This is a genomic window from Roseibium sp. (genome assembly GCF_048260565.1).
In the GTDB taxonomy this organism is placed as follows: domain Bacteria; phylum Pseudomonadota; class Alphaproteobacteria; order Rhizobiales; family Stappiaceae; genus Roseibium.
In genome coordinates this window covers 173,644-189,169 of record NZ_JBLXGP010000002.1, presented here as the reverse complement: position 1 = coordinate 189,169, position 15,526 = coordinate 173,644, and the positions used below count along the sequence as shown (strand labels likewise).

The window sequence follows — 15,526 nt, the reverse complement described above, 5'->3', positions numbered from 1 at the left end:
GGTCTTACAGGAGGAAGACCGGCCCCGACAAGCGGGATCAGAACCCCCGCATCGGTTTGTCCGGTGCGCGCATCAGCCAGTTGTCCGCCGACCACACGGCCTCGCCGTCCACCATGTGCACCGCATAGGCATGGCGGGAACGGGGCGAACGGTTGGGCGCGGATTTGTGCGGGACCTTGCCGTGCAGGATCACCAGGGTTCCCTTGGGCGCCACCAGAGGTGCGTGGCGGTCCTCGTCCTCGAACGGGGTGTCGTCCAGCTTTTCCATGACAAGACCGTCGCCGTCATAGTGGAAGCGCGAACGCAACGGACCGAGATGTCCGCCGGGCACGCCATAAAGGCCGCCGTTGGTTTCATCCGCATCTTCGAGCGCAAACCAGAAGCCGGTGCAGGTCAGGGGCTCGGTGTGGAGGAAGGTGCTGTCCTGATGGCAGTTCACCTCGCCGCCGATATGGGGAGGTTTGAAGATATACATCGACTGGGCCAGCAGCGGCGACACAAGGCCGAGGTCCTTCGCGGTCCGTTCCATCTTTTCGTCGCGGGTGAAGGCCTCGAAGACCGGATCCTCGTCATGCAGCGCGTGGCCGACCTTGTTCAGCGCCTCGTGCTTGTTCCTGATCAGCTTGCCGTCCGCATCGAAGGCTTCCTTTTCGAAGAAGAAGCGCACCTTGTCGCCGCTTTCGCGGAAGTAGGAATCCCGGGCGTGGCTCTGCGCGCCGGTCTCGAACACGGAAGCGATGCTCTCAGGATCGAAGGCATCGATGAGCGCCGTCATGCGCTCCCTCAAGGCATCGCACTCGCCCGTCGTCTTGTAGCCGCGCAATATCAGAAAGCCGTCCTGCAGGTAGGCCTCTTTCATTTCCTGCGTCAGGCGACCGTCGTCGGTGGCGTCAAAACTGCGTGCCCGCATGATGTCCTCCAATGGCTTTCGAACAATATTGGCTTCAAATGAAACTGGTGCCGTGTTTCCCCGGCGCTATCTGCAAATGCTTTGCCAGTGTTTCGCCAATATCGGCGTAGGTCCGGCGCCCGCCGATCCCGCGGCCGGCAATGCCCGGCCCGGTTCCGATAACCGGGATATGCTCGCGCGTGTGATCCGTTCCCCGCCAGGTGGGGTCGCAGCCGTGGTCGGCCGTCAGGATCAAAAGGTCGCCGTCACGCATGCGGCCTACCATGTCGGGCAGCCTCTTGTCGAAACTTTCCAGTGCCGCCGCATAACCGGGCACGTCCCTGCGGTGACCGTAAAGGGAATCGAAATCGATGAAATTGGCGAAGACGAGATCGCCGTCTTCCGCCTCATCCATGGCCTGAAGTGTCTTTTCAAACAACTCGTCGTTGCCGGCGCCCTTCAGAACCTTCGAGACACCCTGATGGGCGAAAATATCGGAGATCTTGCCGATCCCGAAAACCGTTCGGCCGTTTTCGCTCAACCGGTCCAGAAGGGTGGGTTCCGGCGGCAGGACGGAGTAGTCGCGCCGGTTGGCGGTACGAGTGAACTCGGCCGCGCATTCGCCAACGAAGGGACGGGCGATGACCCGGCCGATGTTATAGGCGTCGGCAATCTTGCGGGTGATCTCGCACAGCCCGTAGAGCCGCTCCAGGCCGAAACGGGTTTCGTGGGCGGCGATCTGGATGACGGAATCGGCCGATGTATAGAAGATCGGCTTGCCGGTGCGGAGATGCTCCTCGCCCAGTTCCTCGATGATCACCGTGCCCGATGCATGGCTGTTGCCAAGGATGCCCGGAATGTCGGATTGCGCCAGAACCGCTTCGATCAGCTCCTCCGGGAAGCTCGGGACGGTATCTGGAAAATAGCCCCAGTCGAAGCGCACCGGCACGCCGGCGATTTCCCAGTGACCGGAGGGCGTGTCCTTGCCGTTGGAGGTCTCCTTTGCATAGCCCCACAGGCCTTCCGGCTCGCCCGCGAAATCGAGACCGGGCGCCGCCGTGCCGTTTGAGAGCAGCGACGCAGCCCCCAGTCCGAGGCGGTCCATGTTCGGGAGCGTCAACAAGCCGGAGCGCAGACCTTCCTTGTCGCCCTTGCCGGCAGCACATGCTTCGGCAATGTGACCGAGCGTATCGGAGCCCGCATCACCGAAGCGTTCGGCGTCCTCCGCGCCGCCAATTCCGAAACTGTCCAGAACGCACAGAATTGCACGAGGCATTTTCGTTTCCTTTGTTATTGCCGGCATCGGTTGCCGGTTCTTTGCGGCGGCCTGTTCCCGGCCGTTGTGCAATCCTTACGGCGCGATGCGTTCCACCACGGTCGGCCGGTCTTCCACATCGAGCGCGTCGCCGATCCGGTAAGCGCGGCGCAGGGCGATGGCCGCCCGTTCCGCCTCTTCCTCGCTCCTGGCATGGACGATGGCGATTGGCTGATCCGCGTCCACCCGGTTGCCGATGCCGGCAAGGCTCGTCAGGCCGACGGATGGATCGATGACATCGGCAGCCGTACGACGTCCACCGCCGAGTTCGACGACGGCGACACCAACCGCACGAGCGTCGACGGCGGTCACGATCCCTTCGTGCTCGGCATAGACCGGCGCCTCGACCGGGGCCTTGGCCAGATAGAGTTCCGGCTTCTCCATGAAATCGGCCGGGCCGCCGAGGGCACGCACCATCTTCGCGAAGACTTCCGCCGCCTGTCCGCTTTCGAACGCGCGACGCATCCTGTCGGCACCCGCTTCCGCGCTCGCAGCAAGTCCGCCGGTCGCCAGCAGCTCACCGCCCTGGGCCACGGTGACATCCCAGAGCCGGTTGTCGATGGCATCGCCTTTCAGGAAATCGACGGCGTTCTGGACCTCCACCGCATTGCCGGCGGCGGACGCCAGCGGTTCGTTCATGTCTGTGATCAGGGCGGTGGTCTTCAGACCGGCGCCATTGGCGACCAGAACAAGGCTTTCGGCCAGCGCGCGCGCGTCATCGAGACCCGCCATGAAGGCGCCGGTGCCCCATTTGACGTCGAGCACCAGCCCCTGAAGGCCGGCGGCGAGCTTCTTCGACAGGATCGAGGCGGTGATCAGGTCGAGGCTTTCCACCGTCGCGGTCACGTCGCGGATGGCATAGAAACGCTTGTCGGCGGGCGCCAGATTGCCGGTCTGGCCGATGACGGCGCAGCCGACTTCGTTGACCACCTTCTTGAACAGGTCGTTGTCCGGCTGGGTCTTGTAGCCTGGAATGCTGTCGAACTTGTCGAGGGTGCCGCCGGTGTGGCCGAGGCCGCGGCCGGAGATCATCGGCACCGCCGCCCCGCAGGCGGCAAGCGCGGGGGCGAGCATCAGGGAGACATTGTCGCCGACGCCGCCGGTGGAATGCTTGTCCAGGATCGGCTTGTCGATTTCCGACCAGTCCAGAACGTCACCGCTGTCGCGCATGGCAAGGGTCAGCGCGATCCGTTCCTCGACCGCAAGGCCCTTGAAGAACACGGCCATGGCAAGGGACGCGACCTGGCCCTCGGTGACGCTGCCGTCTGCAAGCCCCTTCACGAAGAACCGGACTTCCGCGTCATCCAGAGTGCCGCCATCCCGCTTTTTGCGGATCAGTTCCTGCGCCAGCATGATCAGTACCCGTCGTTCGCCTCGATCTCGCCGCCCTCAAGGGTGGCGATCAGCGCATCCAGCAGGCTGCTCGCGCCGAAGCGGAACGTGGATGCAGAGACCCAATTCGGCCCCATGATCTGGTCGGCAAGAGCAAGGTATCCGGCCGCGTCTTCCAGGGTGCGGATCCCACCGGCCGCCTTGAAACCGACGCTCTTTTCGTGGTCGCGCCGGGCTTCCTCGATCGCCGTCAGCATAACCTCGGCGGCCTCGACGGTGGCATTGACCGGCACCTTGCCTGTCGATGTCTTGATGAAATCCGCTCCAGCGCCGATGGCGATTTCGGAGGCCAGATGGATAAGAAGAGGATCGGCCAGTTCGCCGGTTTCCAGAATGACTTTCAGCAGTGCCGGTTCCGGAATGACCGCCTTGACCTGGACGATCTGCTCTTCGGCAAAACCTTTGCGGCCGTCCATGAAGGCGCGATAGGGCATGACGAGATCGATCTCGTCGGCTCCATCGGCGATGGCCTTTTCCGTTTCCGCGACGACCGCCTTGGTGTCTGTTCCGCCTTCGGGGAAGTTGACGACGGTCGCGACCTTTACGCCGGTACCCTTCAGTTCGCCGACCGCCTGGGCCACGAATTTCGGCCATATGCAGACGGCTGCGACCGAGCCGTGTTCGGTCACCGCACGCTGGGTGAGCTCGAAAATGTCGGCTGCGGTGCAATCGTCATTCAGGTTCGTCAGATCGAGAAGGCCCAAAGCCCGTTTTGCCATGTCAGTGGCCGAAAGGTCAGCCATGTCCAATCTCCTTCACAAATGCTCTGACGAGTTCTTTCATGCGCGCCATGCCGGTCTGCGCAACACTCTTGGTTTGATCGTGGGACAGTTCCTGCGCTTGCAGGCCTGCTCCGTAATTGGTGATGATCGACAAAGCGGCAACCCGCAGCCCCAGAAAACGGGCCATGATCACCTCCGGGACGGTGGACATGCCGACCGCATCCGCGCCCAGCATCTTCGCCATGCGGATTTCGGCCGGCGTCTCGAAGGACGGGCCGGAAAACCACATGTAGACGCCTTCGGCCAGCGGTCCGCCGGTCTCTTGCGCCACCTTTTTCATGATGCTGCGCAGCTCCGGATCATAAGCCGCGCTCATATCGAGGAACCGTTTCTCGTTCTCTTCGCCGATCAGCGGGTTCTTGCCGGACCAGTTGATGTGGTCGGATATCAGCATCGGGCTTCCGGGCGCCACATCCTCGCGCAGGGACCCGGCCGCATTGGTCGCCAGCAGGATGTCGCAGCCCAGTTCCTTCAGCGTTTCCACCGGCGTACGCATCACCGTCGGATCGCCGCTTTCATAGTAATGCGCGCGCCCGGACAGGATCACGACCGGCACGCCGGACAGGCTTCCCGCCACCAGTTCGCTGGAATGGGACGTGACGGTGGACACCGGAAACTCGGTCAGATGGGAATAGGGGATGCGCACGGCATCCTCCACCTCCTCGGCAAGCGATCCCAGCCCCGAGCCGAGGATCATGCCAATGCGGTAAGAGCCCGAACGGGCGGCGCGGACGATCTCCGCGCATTCATGGCCATATCCGCTCATGACGGATCAATCCCTTTCTGTCAGTTCAATCGCGATTGCCGTGGAGTTCAAAGCCGGCCGGCAGTAACTCGGCCACCGTAAAACTCTGCTTAATGCCTTCGAGACCGGCGATGTGAACACGCACATCCGGCGCCGAAAATTCCTTCAGCTTCTGACGGCAGCCGCCGCAGGGCGTGCAAAGCGCGGCATCGCCGATCACCACCACTTCGCCGATTCGTGTCTCACCCGCCAGAACCATTGCCGCGATGGCGCCGGCCTCGGCACAGGTCCCTTCCGGATAGGCGGCGTTTTCCACGTTGCAGCCGGAAAAAACCTGGCCGGTATCAGTGCGGATCGCCGCGCCGACCTTGAAATCCGAATAGGGAGCATAGGCGTTCTCGCGAGCCGCCTTGGCCGCTTCGAACAAGTCGTCGAGCCCGCTCATGTGCGTTCCTTCAGATAGGGGATGCCGGAGGCTTTCGGCGGGATCGCCTTGCCGATGAAGCCTGCAAGCAGGATCACGGTCAGGATATAGGGCAGAGCCTGGAAGAACTGGACCGGCACCTCGCCGATCCCGGGAATCTCCTGACCCTGCAGGCGGATCGCCACCGCATCAAGGAAGCCGAACAGCAGGCAGGCAAACATGGCGTTCGCCGGACGCCACTTGGCAAAGATCAGGGCGGCGAGCGCGATGAAGCCCTTGCCGGCGGTCATGTCCTTGATGAAGCCGGAGGACTGGGCGATCGACAGGTAGCTTCCGGCAATACCGGTGAGAATGCCACAGGCGATCACCGCCCGGTAGCGCAGCCAGACGACCGAGATGCCGGCCGTGTCGACCGCCGCCGGGTTTTCGCCGACCGCCCGAAGACGCAGGCCGAAGCGGGTGCGGAACAGGATCCACCAGGTCACCGGCACGGCGAGGAAGGCGACATAGACCAGGATGTTGTGTCCGGACAGAAGCTCCGAATAGATCCCGCCCACGACCGGGATGTCGCGGACCTGTTCCGCGAAAGGAAGCTCGACATTGCCGAACCGGCCACCTTCGGGCAGCGGCGGCGTACGCCCGCCCTGGCGAAACCAGGTCTGGCCGAGAAGGGCCGTCAGGCCCGCGGCCAGGAAATTGATCGCGACACCGGAAACGATCTGGTTGCCCCGGTTGGTGATGGAGGCGAAGCCGTGCACCAGCGCCAGGGCGATGGCGACCGCGATCCCGGCCAGCAGTCCCAGCCAGGCATTGCCGGTCACATAGGCGACGGCCCCCGCGCCGAAGGCCGCGCCGAGCATCTTGCCCTCCAGGCCGATGTCGACCACGCCGGACCGCTCCGAATAAAGGCCGGCGAGACAGGCAAGCAGCAACGGCGTCGACAGGCGGACCGTGGAATCCAGAATAAGGATCAGGGTTTCGAACATTTCGGTCTCCTACCCTGCCTGCTCTGCCGGTGACCGGCTAAAAGAGAAGAACTGGACCAACGCCGGGCGGAACATGTGCTCCAGCGCGCCGGCGAACAGGATCACCAGACCCTGGATCACGATGATCATGTCGCGGGTGATCGCAGGTTTCTCAAAGGAGAGTTCCGCTCCGCCCTGATAGAGCATGCCGAACAGGATGGCGGCCAGCACGATGCCGACCGGATGGGCCCGGCCCATCAGGGCGACGGCGATACCGACGAAACCGTAGCCGGTGACGAATTCCAAGAGCAGCCGGTGCTGCGACCCCATGATCTCGTTGATCGCCATCATGCCGGCAAGCCCACCGGAAAGCAGCATGGTGATGACGATGACCCGAACCGGCGAAATCCCGGCATAGACGGCAGCCGTCGCATTCGCGCCGAAGGCGCGGATCTGGTAGCCCAGTCGCGTGCGCCAGATAATCAGCCAGACGGCGACCGATGCCAGCAGGGCGATGATCAGGGCAAGGTTCACCGGTGCTGTGCCGAAATCGATGCCGGGCACGAATTCCTTCAGGAACGGCAGCTGGCCGCCCGCCTCGAAGGTGCGCGTTTCCGGCTGCATGGAACCGGGCTTCACCATGACGTTGACCAGCAGATAGTTCATCAGCGCAGCCGCGATGAAATTGAACATGATCGTGGTGATGACCACGTGGCTGCCGCGCTTTGCCTGCAGCCAGGCGGGAATGAAGGCCCAGGCTGCCCCCATGATCGCAGCACCTGCAAGGGCAAAGGGCATGGTCACCCACCAGGGGACGTAGTGGTCCAGCGCCAGACAGGCCCAGGCCACACCAAGCCCGCCGATATAGGCCTGCCCCTCGCCGCCGATATTGAACAGGCCGGCATGGAAGGCCACGGCCACCGCAAGGCCGGTGAAGATGAAATTGGTGGCGTAAAACAGGGTGAAGCCGATCCCCTCGCCGAAACCGAGCGAGCCCCAAAGCAGGATCCGGACAGCTTCCAGAGGGTTTTCGCCGATCAGCAGCACCACCAGCCCCGAGACGAGGAAGGCGGCGATCAGGTTCAGGACCGGGATCAGGCCGAAGTCGACCCACCGTGGCAACTGTCCCGCGCTCATGCGTTTTCTCCGTGTGCGCCGGCCATCAGCAGACCCAGCTCGCTTTCATCCGTTTCGGGCGAGCGTTCGCCGACGATCCTGCCGTCGAACATGACCAGCACGCGGTCCGCAAGACCGCGGATTTCGTCAAGCTCTACCGACACCAGCAGAACCCCCTTGCCCGCGTCGCGCATTTCGATCAGGCGTTTATGGATAAATTCGATGGCGCCGATGTCGACGCCGCGGGTCGGCTGCCCGACCAGCAGCACGGTCGGATCGCGCTCCATCTCGCGCGCCAGCACGATCTTCTGCTGATTGCCGCCGGAGAAATTGGCCGTTTTGAGCAGACAGTCCGGCGGCCGGATATCGTATTGCTCGATTTCCTTGCGGGCCGCGTCCCGGATCTTGGGAATGTCGAGCAGGAAGCCCTTCGAATAGTCCGGATCGTTGTGGTAGCCGAGGATGGCGTTTTCATATTCGGCAAAACTGGTCACAAGACCCATGCGGTGCCGGTCCTCGGGCACATGGCCCAGGTTCCAGTCGCGCATCATGGCCGGATCGACCGGCGTTTCGGCGAGATCGATCGTCGCGCCCTCGATCGTGACCTTGCCCGAGGTTGCCTTGCGAATGCCGGCCAGCGTTTCCAGGAGCTCCGACTGGCCGTTGCCCGACACCCCGGCAATGCCGACGATCTCGCCGGCGCGGACGTTGAAGGATACGTCCTTGACGACCTGAACACCGCGGCTGTCGGTCACCGTCAGATGAGAAACCTCCAGGACCGTTTCCTTCGGCTCGGCCGGCTTCTTGTCGACCTGAAGCAGCACGCTGCGGCCGACCATGAGTTCGGCCAGCTCCGCCATGGAGGTCTCCGACGTCTTGCGCGTCGCCACCATCTCGCCGCGTCGCATGACGGAAACCGTGTCGGTGACGGCCATGATTTCCCGGAGCTTGTGCGTGATCAGGAGGACCGTCTTGCCCTCGTCCTTCAGCACCTGCAGGATCCTGAACAGGTGATCGGCCTCGGTCGGCGTCAACACCCCGGTCGGCTCGTCCAGAATAAGGATCTCGGCCCCGCGAAACAGGGCCTTCAGGATTTCCACCCGCTGCTGCAGACCGACCGGAAGGTCCTCGATCAGCTCGTCCACCCCGACCTTGAGACCGTAGTCCTCTTCCAGGCGCTTGAGGTCCTGACGCGCCCTGGACACGCCTCCGGCCAGCAGAGCTCCGCCTTCCGCTCCCAGGATCACGTTTTCCAGAACGGTGAAATTGTCCACCAGCATGAAGTGCTGATGGACCATGCCGATGCCTAAGGAAATCGCCGTCTTGGAATCGCCGATATGGACTTTCTTTCCATCCACCAGGATGTCGCCCTTGTCGGCCTGGTAGAAGCCGTAGAGGATCGACATGAGGGTCGACTTGCCGGCGCCGTTTTCGCCGACGATGCCGTGGATCGAGCCTTTCTTGACCACAAGGTTGATGTCCCGGTTCGCATGGACGAGACCGAAGCTCTTGTTGATGGCGCGCAGTTCGATGGCGGGCGTGTCGCTCATGCCCGTCCCCGGCAGCAGTTGTCTGTTCTTGTCATGTCGCCCAGTCCGCTTTGGCAGCCTTACGGCTGCGGGCATGCCCCGTCTGTCATGATGTCGTGCACCTTGATCTCGCCGGAGGAAATCGCGGCGACCGCCGCCTCGGCAGCGGCGATCATGTCCGATGTGATCAGGTTCTTGTTGTAGTCGTCCAGAACCCAGTCCATGCCGCCTTCTGCCAAACCCAGCACACGGATGCCCGGCTTAAAGTCGCCGTCATGGGCGGTCTTGAAGCTGTCGTAGACCGCGTTGTCGACCCGCTTGCGGATCGAGGTCAGCACGTGGCCCGGATGCAGGCCGTTCTGGTTGGAGTCGGTTCCGATGCCCAACACACCGGCATCCGCCACGGCCTGAAGCACGCCGATGCCGGTGCCGCCCGCCGCCTGGATGATCACGTCGGCACCCCGGCCGATCTGGCTGCGCGCAAGTTCCGCCCCGCGGGCCGGATCGGCAAAGGCCGCCGGCGTCGTGCCGGCCATGTTGTAGAGCACCTTGATGTCCGAATTCACCGAGGCGGCGCCGAGCTGATAGCCGCACAGAAACCGTCGGATAATCGGGATATCCATGCCGCCGACAAAGCCGATGGTCCCGGTCTTGGTCGCCATGGCTGCCAGTAGGCCGGCGATATAGGCGCCTTCGTTTTCTTTGAAGACATAGGAGGCCACGTTGGGCGCATCGACGACCATGTCGACGATGGCAAAGGACGTGTCCGGAAACTCTTTCGCGGCCTGGGTGACGGACGATGCCTGGTTGAAACCGATGGCGACGACCGGCTCATGGCCGCGGTTCGCGAAATTCCGCAGGGCCTGGAGGCTTTGCGCATCGCGGTCCAGTTCGAACTCCCGGACCTTCATCTTGAAGTCGTTCTCGAACCGCTGAACGCCGGCGTAAGCACTTTCGTTGAAAGATCCATCGAACTTGCCGCCGACCGAGTAGACGATCGCCGGATCCGCGACGGCAGCCGTGCCGGCAAGGATCAGAACGCCGAAAATCAGGGCGCCGAAACCGGCCAGTGTCTTCGCAACCAGATTTTTCATGAAAAAGCTCCCGTTCCCGGCGCATCAATTGTCGATATTTTCAATAAACGACGACCGCCGCATCCGGGTCAATTCGGATGCGGCGGACATGCTGGGATCAGAACGGGCAGGTCTCGTCGGACATGTAGTCATGGACCTGGATCGTGCCGGCGATGATATCGGCCTTGGCCTTTTCGACCGATGCCTTCATTTCAGGCGTGATGAGCTTCTCGTTGTTTTCGTCGAGCGCCCAGTCGATGCCGCCTTCGGCAAGACCCAGAACCTGAACGCCGGAGGTCCAGGCGTCGTTCTTGGCGTCTTCGAAGGCCTTGTAGACAGCCACATCGACGCGCTTGAGCATGGAGGTCAGCACGGAGCCCGGATGCAGGCCGTTCTGGTTGCTGTCCACGCCGATGCCGAGTTTGCCGGCGTCGGCTGCAGCCTGGAGAACACCGATGCCGGTACCGCCGGCCGCATGGTAGACGACGTCTGCACCGCGGTCGAACTGGGACTTGGCGAGTTCGCCGCCCTTGACCGGGTCGTTCCAGGCCGCACCGGTGGTGCCGGTCATGTTTTCAAAGACTTCCGCGTCCGGATTGGCCGCGAGCACACCCTGCTTGTAGCCACAGGCGAACCTGCGGATCAGCCCGATGTCCATGCCGCCGACGAAACCGACCTTACCGGTCTTGGAGGCTTCGGCCGCGAGCATACCGACGATGTAGGAGCCTTCCTGCTCCTTGAACACGATCGAGCGCACGTTCGGCAGTTCGACGACCATGTCGACGATGGCGAATTGCGTGTCCGGAAATTCCTTGGCGACCTTCTCGATCGCATTGGCCTGGGAGAAGCCGATGGCGACGATCGGGCTCTGGCCGCGCTTTGCGAAATTGCGCAGGGCCTGCTCACGCTGGGCATCGTTCTGGATTTCGAAATCGCGGTATTCGACGCCGGTGTCCGCCTTGAACTTCTCGGCGCCGTTGTAGGCGCTTTCGTTGAACGACTTGTCGAATTTTCCGCCGAGATCATAGAGAACGGCCGGCTTGATATCCGCCGCCATGGCAGCGGATGAAATCGCCATACCAGCCAGTGCGGCTGTAATCGTCAGGAGCTTTTTCACTTTACATGTCCTCCGACATTCGGAGCCGCCCCGTCGGCGGCCTCTTCGTTGACTTCCCCTATCGGCCCGGTCCGCGTCATGCGGAGCGGGCCAGCTGCAATCCGATCTTGTCGCTCAAGACCCTTGCCAGGGTCTCGTCGGCAACCAGATCGGTAATCACACCGGCGCGCAGGGCCGCAAGGGCCGCATCCACCTTGCTCTCTCCGCCCGCCAGCGCAATAAGCCGCGCCCCCTGCACCTCGTTGAAATGGAGACCGACCGCGCAGTCGCCGAGAGATACGGGAGCAATCTTTCCGTCGATCGTCAGGAACCGGCCCATCAGGTCGCTGACGGCGCCGCTTTCCATGAGATCCGCCTGTTCTTCCTTCGAAATCATGCCGCGCTGGATCAGATGACCCTCATTCTCGACCGAACCGATGCCGACGATGAAGACGTCCGAGCCGCGCGCGCGCTCCATCAGGTTCTGGACGCTGCGCTGGCCGAGGAACATGTCTTTTTCTTCCTGGCTCTCGGCGAAATAAGGAACCGGCAGGTAATAGCCTTCGCCGCCCGTGCGCTCCTGCATGCGCTGGACCACGTCGAACGGGTTGGCCGCAAGCGTTCGGGTCAAGGAGCCGGAGATCGAGATGATTTCGAGATCGGGCCGGTTGACCTTCGGCATGGCCTCGACGGCTGCCTTGATCGTGCGCCCCATGCCGACACCGATGCGCCGGACCGAATTGGATGAAACGACATCGGACAGGATATGGGCTGCGGAGACAGCAACCGCGCGAATGGCACCTTCCATGTCGCCGCCTCCAAGGTCGGGCGCGATGGTGCAGCTGTTCAGCTTGAACTCGTCGGCGATGCGCTCTTCCAGTTCAAGGCATTCGAGCGGCCGGCCCTCGATCTGGAACTTTACATAACCCGCCTTTTGGGCATGGGCGATCAGGCGGTGCACCTTCGCCGGGGACATGCCCAGCTGCTTGGCGATTTCCCCTTGCGTGCGGCCGCCGACAAAGGACAACCACGCCGCCCGGATCGCCAGGTAGTCCGTCCAATCATCTTCGCGTGCCTGCATTCGAAATTCGCCCCCGTACCCTGAACACCTTATCGGGCGGCCGGACAAAACCGGCTTGCCGCCTGCCTCGAAAGAGGGAAATGAAAAAATATTCACCTCATGCGAATTTCTTCAAAGACTGCCCGTGGAACACGCCTGCGTCAAGCTAAGAAATCGTAAATTTTTTAAGCAACTGCCGTCTTTTTCATCACAAAACCCGTTCGACTGACAAATGTGCCAAGGTCGGCAATTTTTGCCTACCTTACGCAGCGGCGGAGCCAAACCCGGCAACTTTTGCCTCGCTTGTAGGCAAATGATGCTTACCTGTGGGTAACGCGCACTTTGTGCACTTTTAATTTTGCCAGTTAAATCAGAATCGGACCTACTTTGGCATGGCTATTGCTTCGTTTACCAAGTTCGCCAGCTAAACGATTCTCGCGGATATCCGCGATTTTCACGATGGCGCGCGCACGAAAAACAAATCCATTGAACCGACTAGGGAGATCCATTGGAAACAGCGTGAGGTAAAAAGGAGAAAATCTATGCCTCTCAGAATGTGCAAAAACCCCATCGCGGCTGCGGGAAGCTTTTTCCTGGCAGCATTCATGACGGCCACCTGCGCTATCGCAGGGACTGCAACCGCGCCAAAAGGCGCCTTTCAGTTCGAGGCGTACGACCCTAACAAGGAAGTCGATGTCGAACTGGTCCTGGCCGTCGATATTTCTCAATCCATGGACACTGACGAGCAGGAGGTCCAGCGGGCAGGCTATGTCGCTGCGCTGACATCCGCCGATTTTCTGGATGCGATCAAGATCGGCCCGATCGGGCGGATCGCGGTCACCTATCTGGAATGGGGCGGCGTTGACGAGCACTTCATCGTGGCCGACTGGACGGTTATCCAGGACAAGCAGAGCGCGGCAGCCTTTGCTTCCAAGATCGCCGAAGCCCCCCTGCGCCAGGTACAACGGACCTCCATTGCCTCGGCATTGCACAAGTCCGTCGAAATGGTTCGGACCAATGCGTATGCCGGTCTGCGTCAGGTGATCGACATTTCCGGTGACGGACCGAACAACCAGGGCGGTTCTGTAACGGACGTGCGCGATCAAACCATCGCAACGGGCGTTACAATCAACGGACTGCCGTTGATGATGAAGGCAAACCAGAATTCCTGGCAGGCCATGCTTCAGCTCGATCACTACTACGAAGACTGCGTGATCGGCGGTCCGGGCTCCTTCGCCATTCCCGTGCGTTCCAAGGAAGGCTTTGCGGATGCCATCCGCATGAAGCTGGTCATGGAAGTCGCCGGAGCCACATTCGAGGATCCGCTGGTAAAACGGGTTGCAGGCCGCGAGCCGATCCGCTGCGGACTGTTCGACTAAAGGGCTCTGACTGACCGGTCAGGGTACACGCCCTCGTCCGGACGAACCTCGCCGGAAGGTTCCCTTGCGCTGACAAGCGAATGTGTCGGTTTGTGCCTCGGCCGGACATCCGCAAGGCATTGTCGCAACCTCTCTGTCCGCCACGCCTCCGGCATGGTGCGGAAGCCGCTTCCTGCACGCCCCTCTGCAAAACTTCCAACAGGTCATTTCCCGCGCCCTTTGCGCTACTCCCGCCATAACGGTACATCTGTTGCATTCAAACTGTGGATGTCCGGAGACCTGTTCATGCCCAATCGACCCATCCTGGCTCTCGTGGCCCATGACGCCAAGAAGGATGCGATGGTGGAGTTCGCCAGGCGCAATCGGGACAAGCTGGCCGACTTCCGCCTCGTTGCCACTGGAACAACGGGCAGCCGGATCGCCGAAGCCTGCCCGGAACTGGACATTACCCCGTTCAAGAGCGGGCCTCTTGGGGGCGATCAGCAGATCGGCGCGATGATCGCCGACGGCAACCTGCACGGCCTGATCTTCTTCGTCGACCCGCTGACGCCCATGCCCCATGATGTGGACGTGAAGGCGCTGATGCGGCTTGCCCTCGTCTACGATCTGCCCATGGCGCTCAATCTGTCCACCGCGGAAATTCTGCTTCGTTCCGCACGTCTGACCGGTCTAAAAACGACCTCCACAACGCCCGAGATCGATCTTTTCCGTTCATGACCATGTCCCTGCCGTCCTCCACGTCCTTTGCCTTTCCCGTTCTCGTTGCCGATATCGGCGGGACGAATGCGCGCTTTGCCCTGGTGGATCATGCGCACGCGGAAACGGACCTGCTCGCACCGGCGGCAACGGCGAACCATCCCGACATTGCTTCGGCAATCAAGGCCGCGCTTTCAAAGTGCGGCAAAGCGGCACCGCGCACGGCCATCGTTGCGGTCGCGGGACCGGTGACCGGCGACCGGATCCCGTTGACGAATGCGGACTGGGTCATCGAACCGCGGAAGATGATCGCGCAGCTCGGGCTCGACGACGTCGTCATCCTGAATGATTTCGAGGCCCAGGCACTCGCCCTGCCCGACCTCAAGGACAGCGACGCGGAGCAGATCGGCGGCGGCACGGCGCGGCCAAACAGCACCAAGTTCGTACTCGGTCCGGGGACCGGGCTTGGGGCTGCCGCCATGATCCATGCTGCCGACACCTGGATCCCGGTTCCGGGCGAAGGCGGACATGTGGAACTGGGCCCGGTGAGCAGCGAAGACTACCGGATCTGGCCGCATATCGAACGCCTTGGCGGGCGGATCGGTGCCGAACAGGTCCTGAGCGGTACCGGTCTGCCCCGACTGGCCAAGGCAGTCGCCGCTTCCATGTCGATGGAGCGGGATTTTTCCTCCGCAGCCGATATCACTGTCGCCGCGGATGCCGGCGATGCCGTTGGCGTGAAGACGCTGGAGGTGTTCGCCGGCGGTCTCGGCCGCGTGGCCGGCGACTTTGCCCTGTCGCTGCTTGCCCGGGGCGGTGTCTATATTACCGGCGGCGTCACGCCCTATATCGCGCGGTTCCTGACAAGCGGCGCCTTCAGGTCGTCGTTCGAAGCCAAGGCGCCCCATGAAGCGCTGGTCGGATCGATCCCGACCTTCATTGTCCGTCATCCCAATCCGGCGCTCGAAGGACTGGCCGCCTTCGCCCGCACGCCGCATCGCTTCGCCGTCGACACCGCCGGGCGGCGCTGGCAGGCGAGAGCGCAGACCTCCGCCTGACTCTCAT

Annotated in this window: 15 protein-coding genes; 3 read left to right on the top strand and 12 right to left on the bottom strand. The window is 62.3% G+C overall.

The window, feature by feature from the left end:
* Positions 1-37 precede the first annotated feature (37 nt).
* From ACN0SO_RS05530 to ACN0SO_RS05475, 12 genes are all read right to left on the bottom strand, one after another.
* Positions 38-910, bottom strand: a complete 873-nt coding sequence (locus tag ACN0SO_RS05530) for a phytanoyl-CoA dioxygenase family protein (RefSeq protein WP_417675392.1) — start codon at positions 908-910, stop codon at positions 38-40.
* Between the two features lie 34 nt (positions 911-944).
* A complete protein-coding gene (locus tag ACN0SO_RS05525; RefSeq protein ID WP_417675390.1) occupies positions 945-2,165 on the bottom strand; it encodes a phosphopentomutase in 1,221 nt (406 codons plus the stop codon).
* A 75-nt stretch (positions 2,166-2,240) separates the two neighbouring features.
* Entirely contained in the window at positions 2,241-3,557 is a 1,317-nt protein-coding gene (gene deoA, locus ACN0SO_RS05520; RefSeq protein ID WP_417675388.1) for a thymidine phosphorylase, read from the bottom strand.
* 2 nt (positions 3,558-3,559) lie between these two features.
* Positions 3,560-4,339: a deoxyribose-phosphate aldolase gene (gene deoC / locus ACN0SO_RS05515; RefSeq protein ID WP_417675386.1), complete on the bottom strand. Its 780-nt coding sequence runs from the start codon at positions 4,337-4,339 to the stop codon at positions 3,560-3,562.
* On the bottom strand, positions 4,332-5,144 hold the full coding sequence (locus tag ACN0SO_RS05510) for a purine-nucleoside phosphorylase (RefSeq protein ID WP_417675384.1): 813 nt from the start codon (positions 5,142-5,144) through the stop codon (positions 4,332-4,334). The genes deoC and ACN0SO_RS05510 overlap by 8 nt, the downstream gene beginning before the upstream one ends.
* A gap of 25 nt (positions 5,145-5,169) precedes the next feature.
* A complete protein-coding gene (cdd, locus tag ACN0SO_RS05505; protein WP_417675382.1) occupies positions 5,170-5,568 on the bottom strand; it encodes a cytidine deaminase in 399 nt (132 codons plus the stop codon).
* Positions 5,565-6,533 (bottom strand): ABC transporter permease, encoded by a 969-nt coding sequence (locus tag ACN0SO_RS05500; RefSeq protein WP_417675380.1) that lies wholly within the window; start codon positions 6,531-6,533, stop codon positions 5,565-5,567. The genes cdd and ACN0SO_RS05500 overlap by 4 nt, the downstream gene beginning before the upstream one ends.
* A 9-nt stretch (positions 6,534-6,542) precedes the next feature.
* Complete coding sequence (locus ACN0SO_RS05495; RefSeq protein ID WP_417675378.1) at positions 6,543-7,649, bottom strand: ABC transporter permease; 1,107 nt, start codon at positions 7,647-7,649, stop codon at positions 6,543-6,545.
* Positions 7,646-9,178, bottom strand: coding sequence for an ABC transporter ATP-binding protein (locus ACN0SO_RS05490; protein ID WP_417675376.1), 1,533 nt, complete (start codon positions 9,176-9,178; stop codon positions 7,646-7,648). The genes ACN0SO_RS05495 and ACN0SO_RS05490 overlap by 4 nt, the downstream gene beginning before the upstream one ends.
* A gap of 59 nt (positions 9,179-9,237) precedes the next feature.
* Complete coding sequence (locus ACN0SO_RS05485) at positions 9,238-10,251, bottom strand: BMP family lipoprotein (protein ID WP_417675374.1); 1,014 nt, start codon at positions 10,249-10,251, stop codon at positions 9,238-9,240.
* A 97-nt stretch (positions 10,252-10,348) separates the two neighbouring features.
* The gene (locus ACN0SO_RS05480; RefSeq protein ID WP_417675372.1) at positions 10,349-11,347 is read right to left on the bottom strand and encodes a BMP family lipoprotein; all 999 of its coding nucleotides are present in this window, start codon (positions 11,345-11,347) and stop codon (positions 10,349-10,351) included.
* 76 nt (positions 11,348-11,423) lie between these two features.
* Positions 11,424-12,407, bottom strand: coding sequence for a sugar-binding transcriptional regulator (locus tag ACN0SO_RS05475; RefSeq protein ID WP_417675370.1), 984 nt, complete (start codon positions 12,405-12,407; stop codon positions 11,424-11,426).
* A gap of 584 nt (positions 12,408-12,991) precedes the next feature.
* Between ACN0SO_RS05475 and ACN0SO_RS05470 the strand changes: the two genes are divergently transcribed.
* From ACN0SO_RS05470 to glk, 3 genes are all read left to right on the top strand, one after another.
* Complete coding sequence (locus ACN0SO_RS05470) at positions 12,992-13,765, top strand: DUF1194 domain-containing protein (RefSeq protein WP_417675368.1); 774 nt, start codon at positions 12,992-12,994, stop codon at positions 13,763-13,765.
* A gap of 285 nt (positions 13,766-14,050) precedes the next feature.
* Positions 14,051-14,482 (top strand): methylglyoxal synthase, encoded by a 432-nt coding sequence (locus tag ACN0SO_RS05465; RefSeq protein WP_417675366.1) that lies wholly within the window; start codon positions 14,051-14,053, stop codon positions 14,480-14,482.
* Between the two features lie 2 nt (positions 14,483-14,484).
* A complete protein-coding gene (glk, locus tag ACN0SO_RS05460) occupies positions 14,485-15,519 on the top strand; it encodes a glucokinase (protein ID WP_417676387.1) in 1,035 nt (344 codons plus the stop codon).
* Positions 15,520-15,526 lie beyond the last annotated feature (7 nt).

What these genes read in the sequence shown, in the direction of transcription:
- deoA (WP_417675388.1), bottom strand. Translation starts at nt 3,557, where the DNA reads ATGCTGGCGCAGGAACTGATCCGCAAAAAGCGGGATGGCGGCACTCTG.
- cdd (WP_417675382.1), bottom strand. Translation starts at nt 5,568, where the DNA reads ATGAGCGGGCTCGACGACTTGTTCGAAGCGGCCAAGGCGGCTCGCGAG.
- ACN0SO_RS05495 (WP_417675378.1), bottom strand. Translation starts at nt 7,649, where the DNA reads ATGAGCGCGGGACAGTTGCCACGGTGGGTCGACTTCGGCCTGATCCCG.
- deoC (WP_417675386.1), bottom strand. Translation starts at nt 4,339, where the DNA reads ATGGCTGACCTTTCGGCCACTGACATGGCAAAACGGGCTTTGGGCCTT.
- ACN0SO_RS05475 (WP_417675370.1), bottom strand. Translation starts at nt 12,407, where the DNA reads ATGCAGGCACGCGAAGATGATTGGACGGACTACCTGGCGATCCGGGCG.
- ACN0SO_RS05500 (WP_417675380.1), bottom strand. Translation starts at nt 6,533, where the DNA reads ATGTTCGAAACCCTGATCCTTATTCTGGATTCCACGGTCCGCCTGTCG.
- ACN0SO_RS05525 (WP_417675390.1), bottom strand. Translation starts at nt 2,165, where the DNA reads ATGCCTCGTGCAATTCTGTGCGTTCTGGACAGTTTCGGAATTGGCGGC.
- ACN0SO_RS05490 (WP_417675376.1), bottom strand. Translation starts at nt 9,178, where the DNA reads ATGAGCGACACGCCCGCCATCGAACTGCGCGCCATCAACAAGAGCTTC.
- ACN0SO_RS05510 (WP_417675384.1), bottom strand. Translation starts at nt 5,144, where the DNA reads ATGAGCGGATATGGCCATGAATGCGCGGAGATCGTCCGCGCCGCCCGT.
- glk (WP_417676387.1), top strand. Translation starts at nt 14,485, where the DNA reads ATGTCCCTGCCGTCCTCCACGTCCTTTGCCTTTCCCGTTCTCGTTGCC.
- ACN0SO_RS05470 (WP_417675368.1), top strand. Translation starts at nt 12,992, where the DNA reads ATGACGGCCACCTGCGCTATCGCAGGGACTGCAACCGCGCCAAAAGGC.
- ACN0SO_RS05530 (WP_417675392.1), bottom strand. Translation starts at nt 910, where the DNA reads ATGCGGGCACGCAGTTTTGACGCCACCGACGACGGTCGCCTGACGCAG.
- ACN0SO_RS05485 (WP_417675374.1), bottom strand. Translation starts at nt 10,251, where the DNA reads ATGAAAAATCTGGTTGCGAAGACACTGGCCGGTTTCGGCGCCCTGATT.
- ACN0SO_RS05465 (WP_417675366.1), top strand. Translation starts at nt 14,051, where the DNA reads ATGCCCAATCGACCCATCCTGGCTCTCGTGGCCCATGACGCCAAGAAG.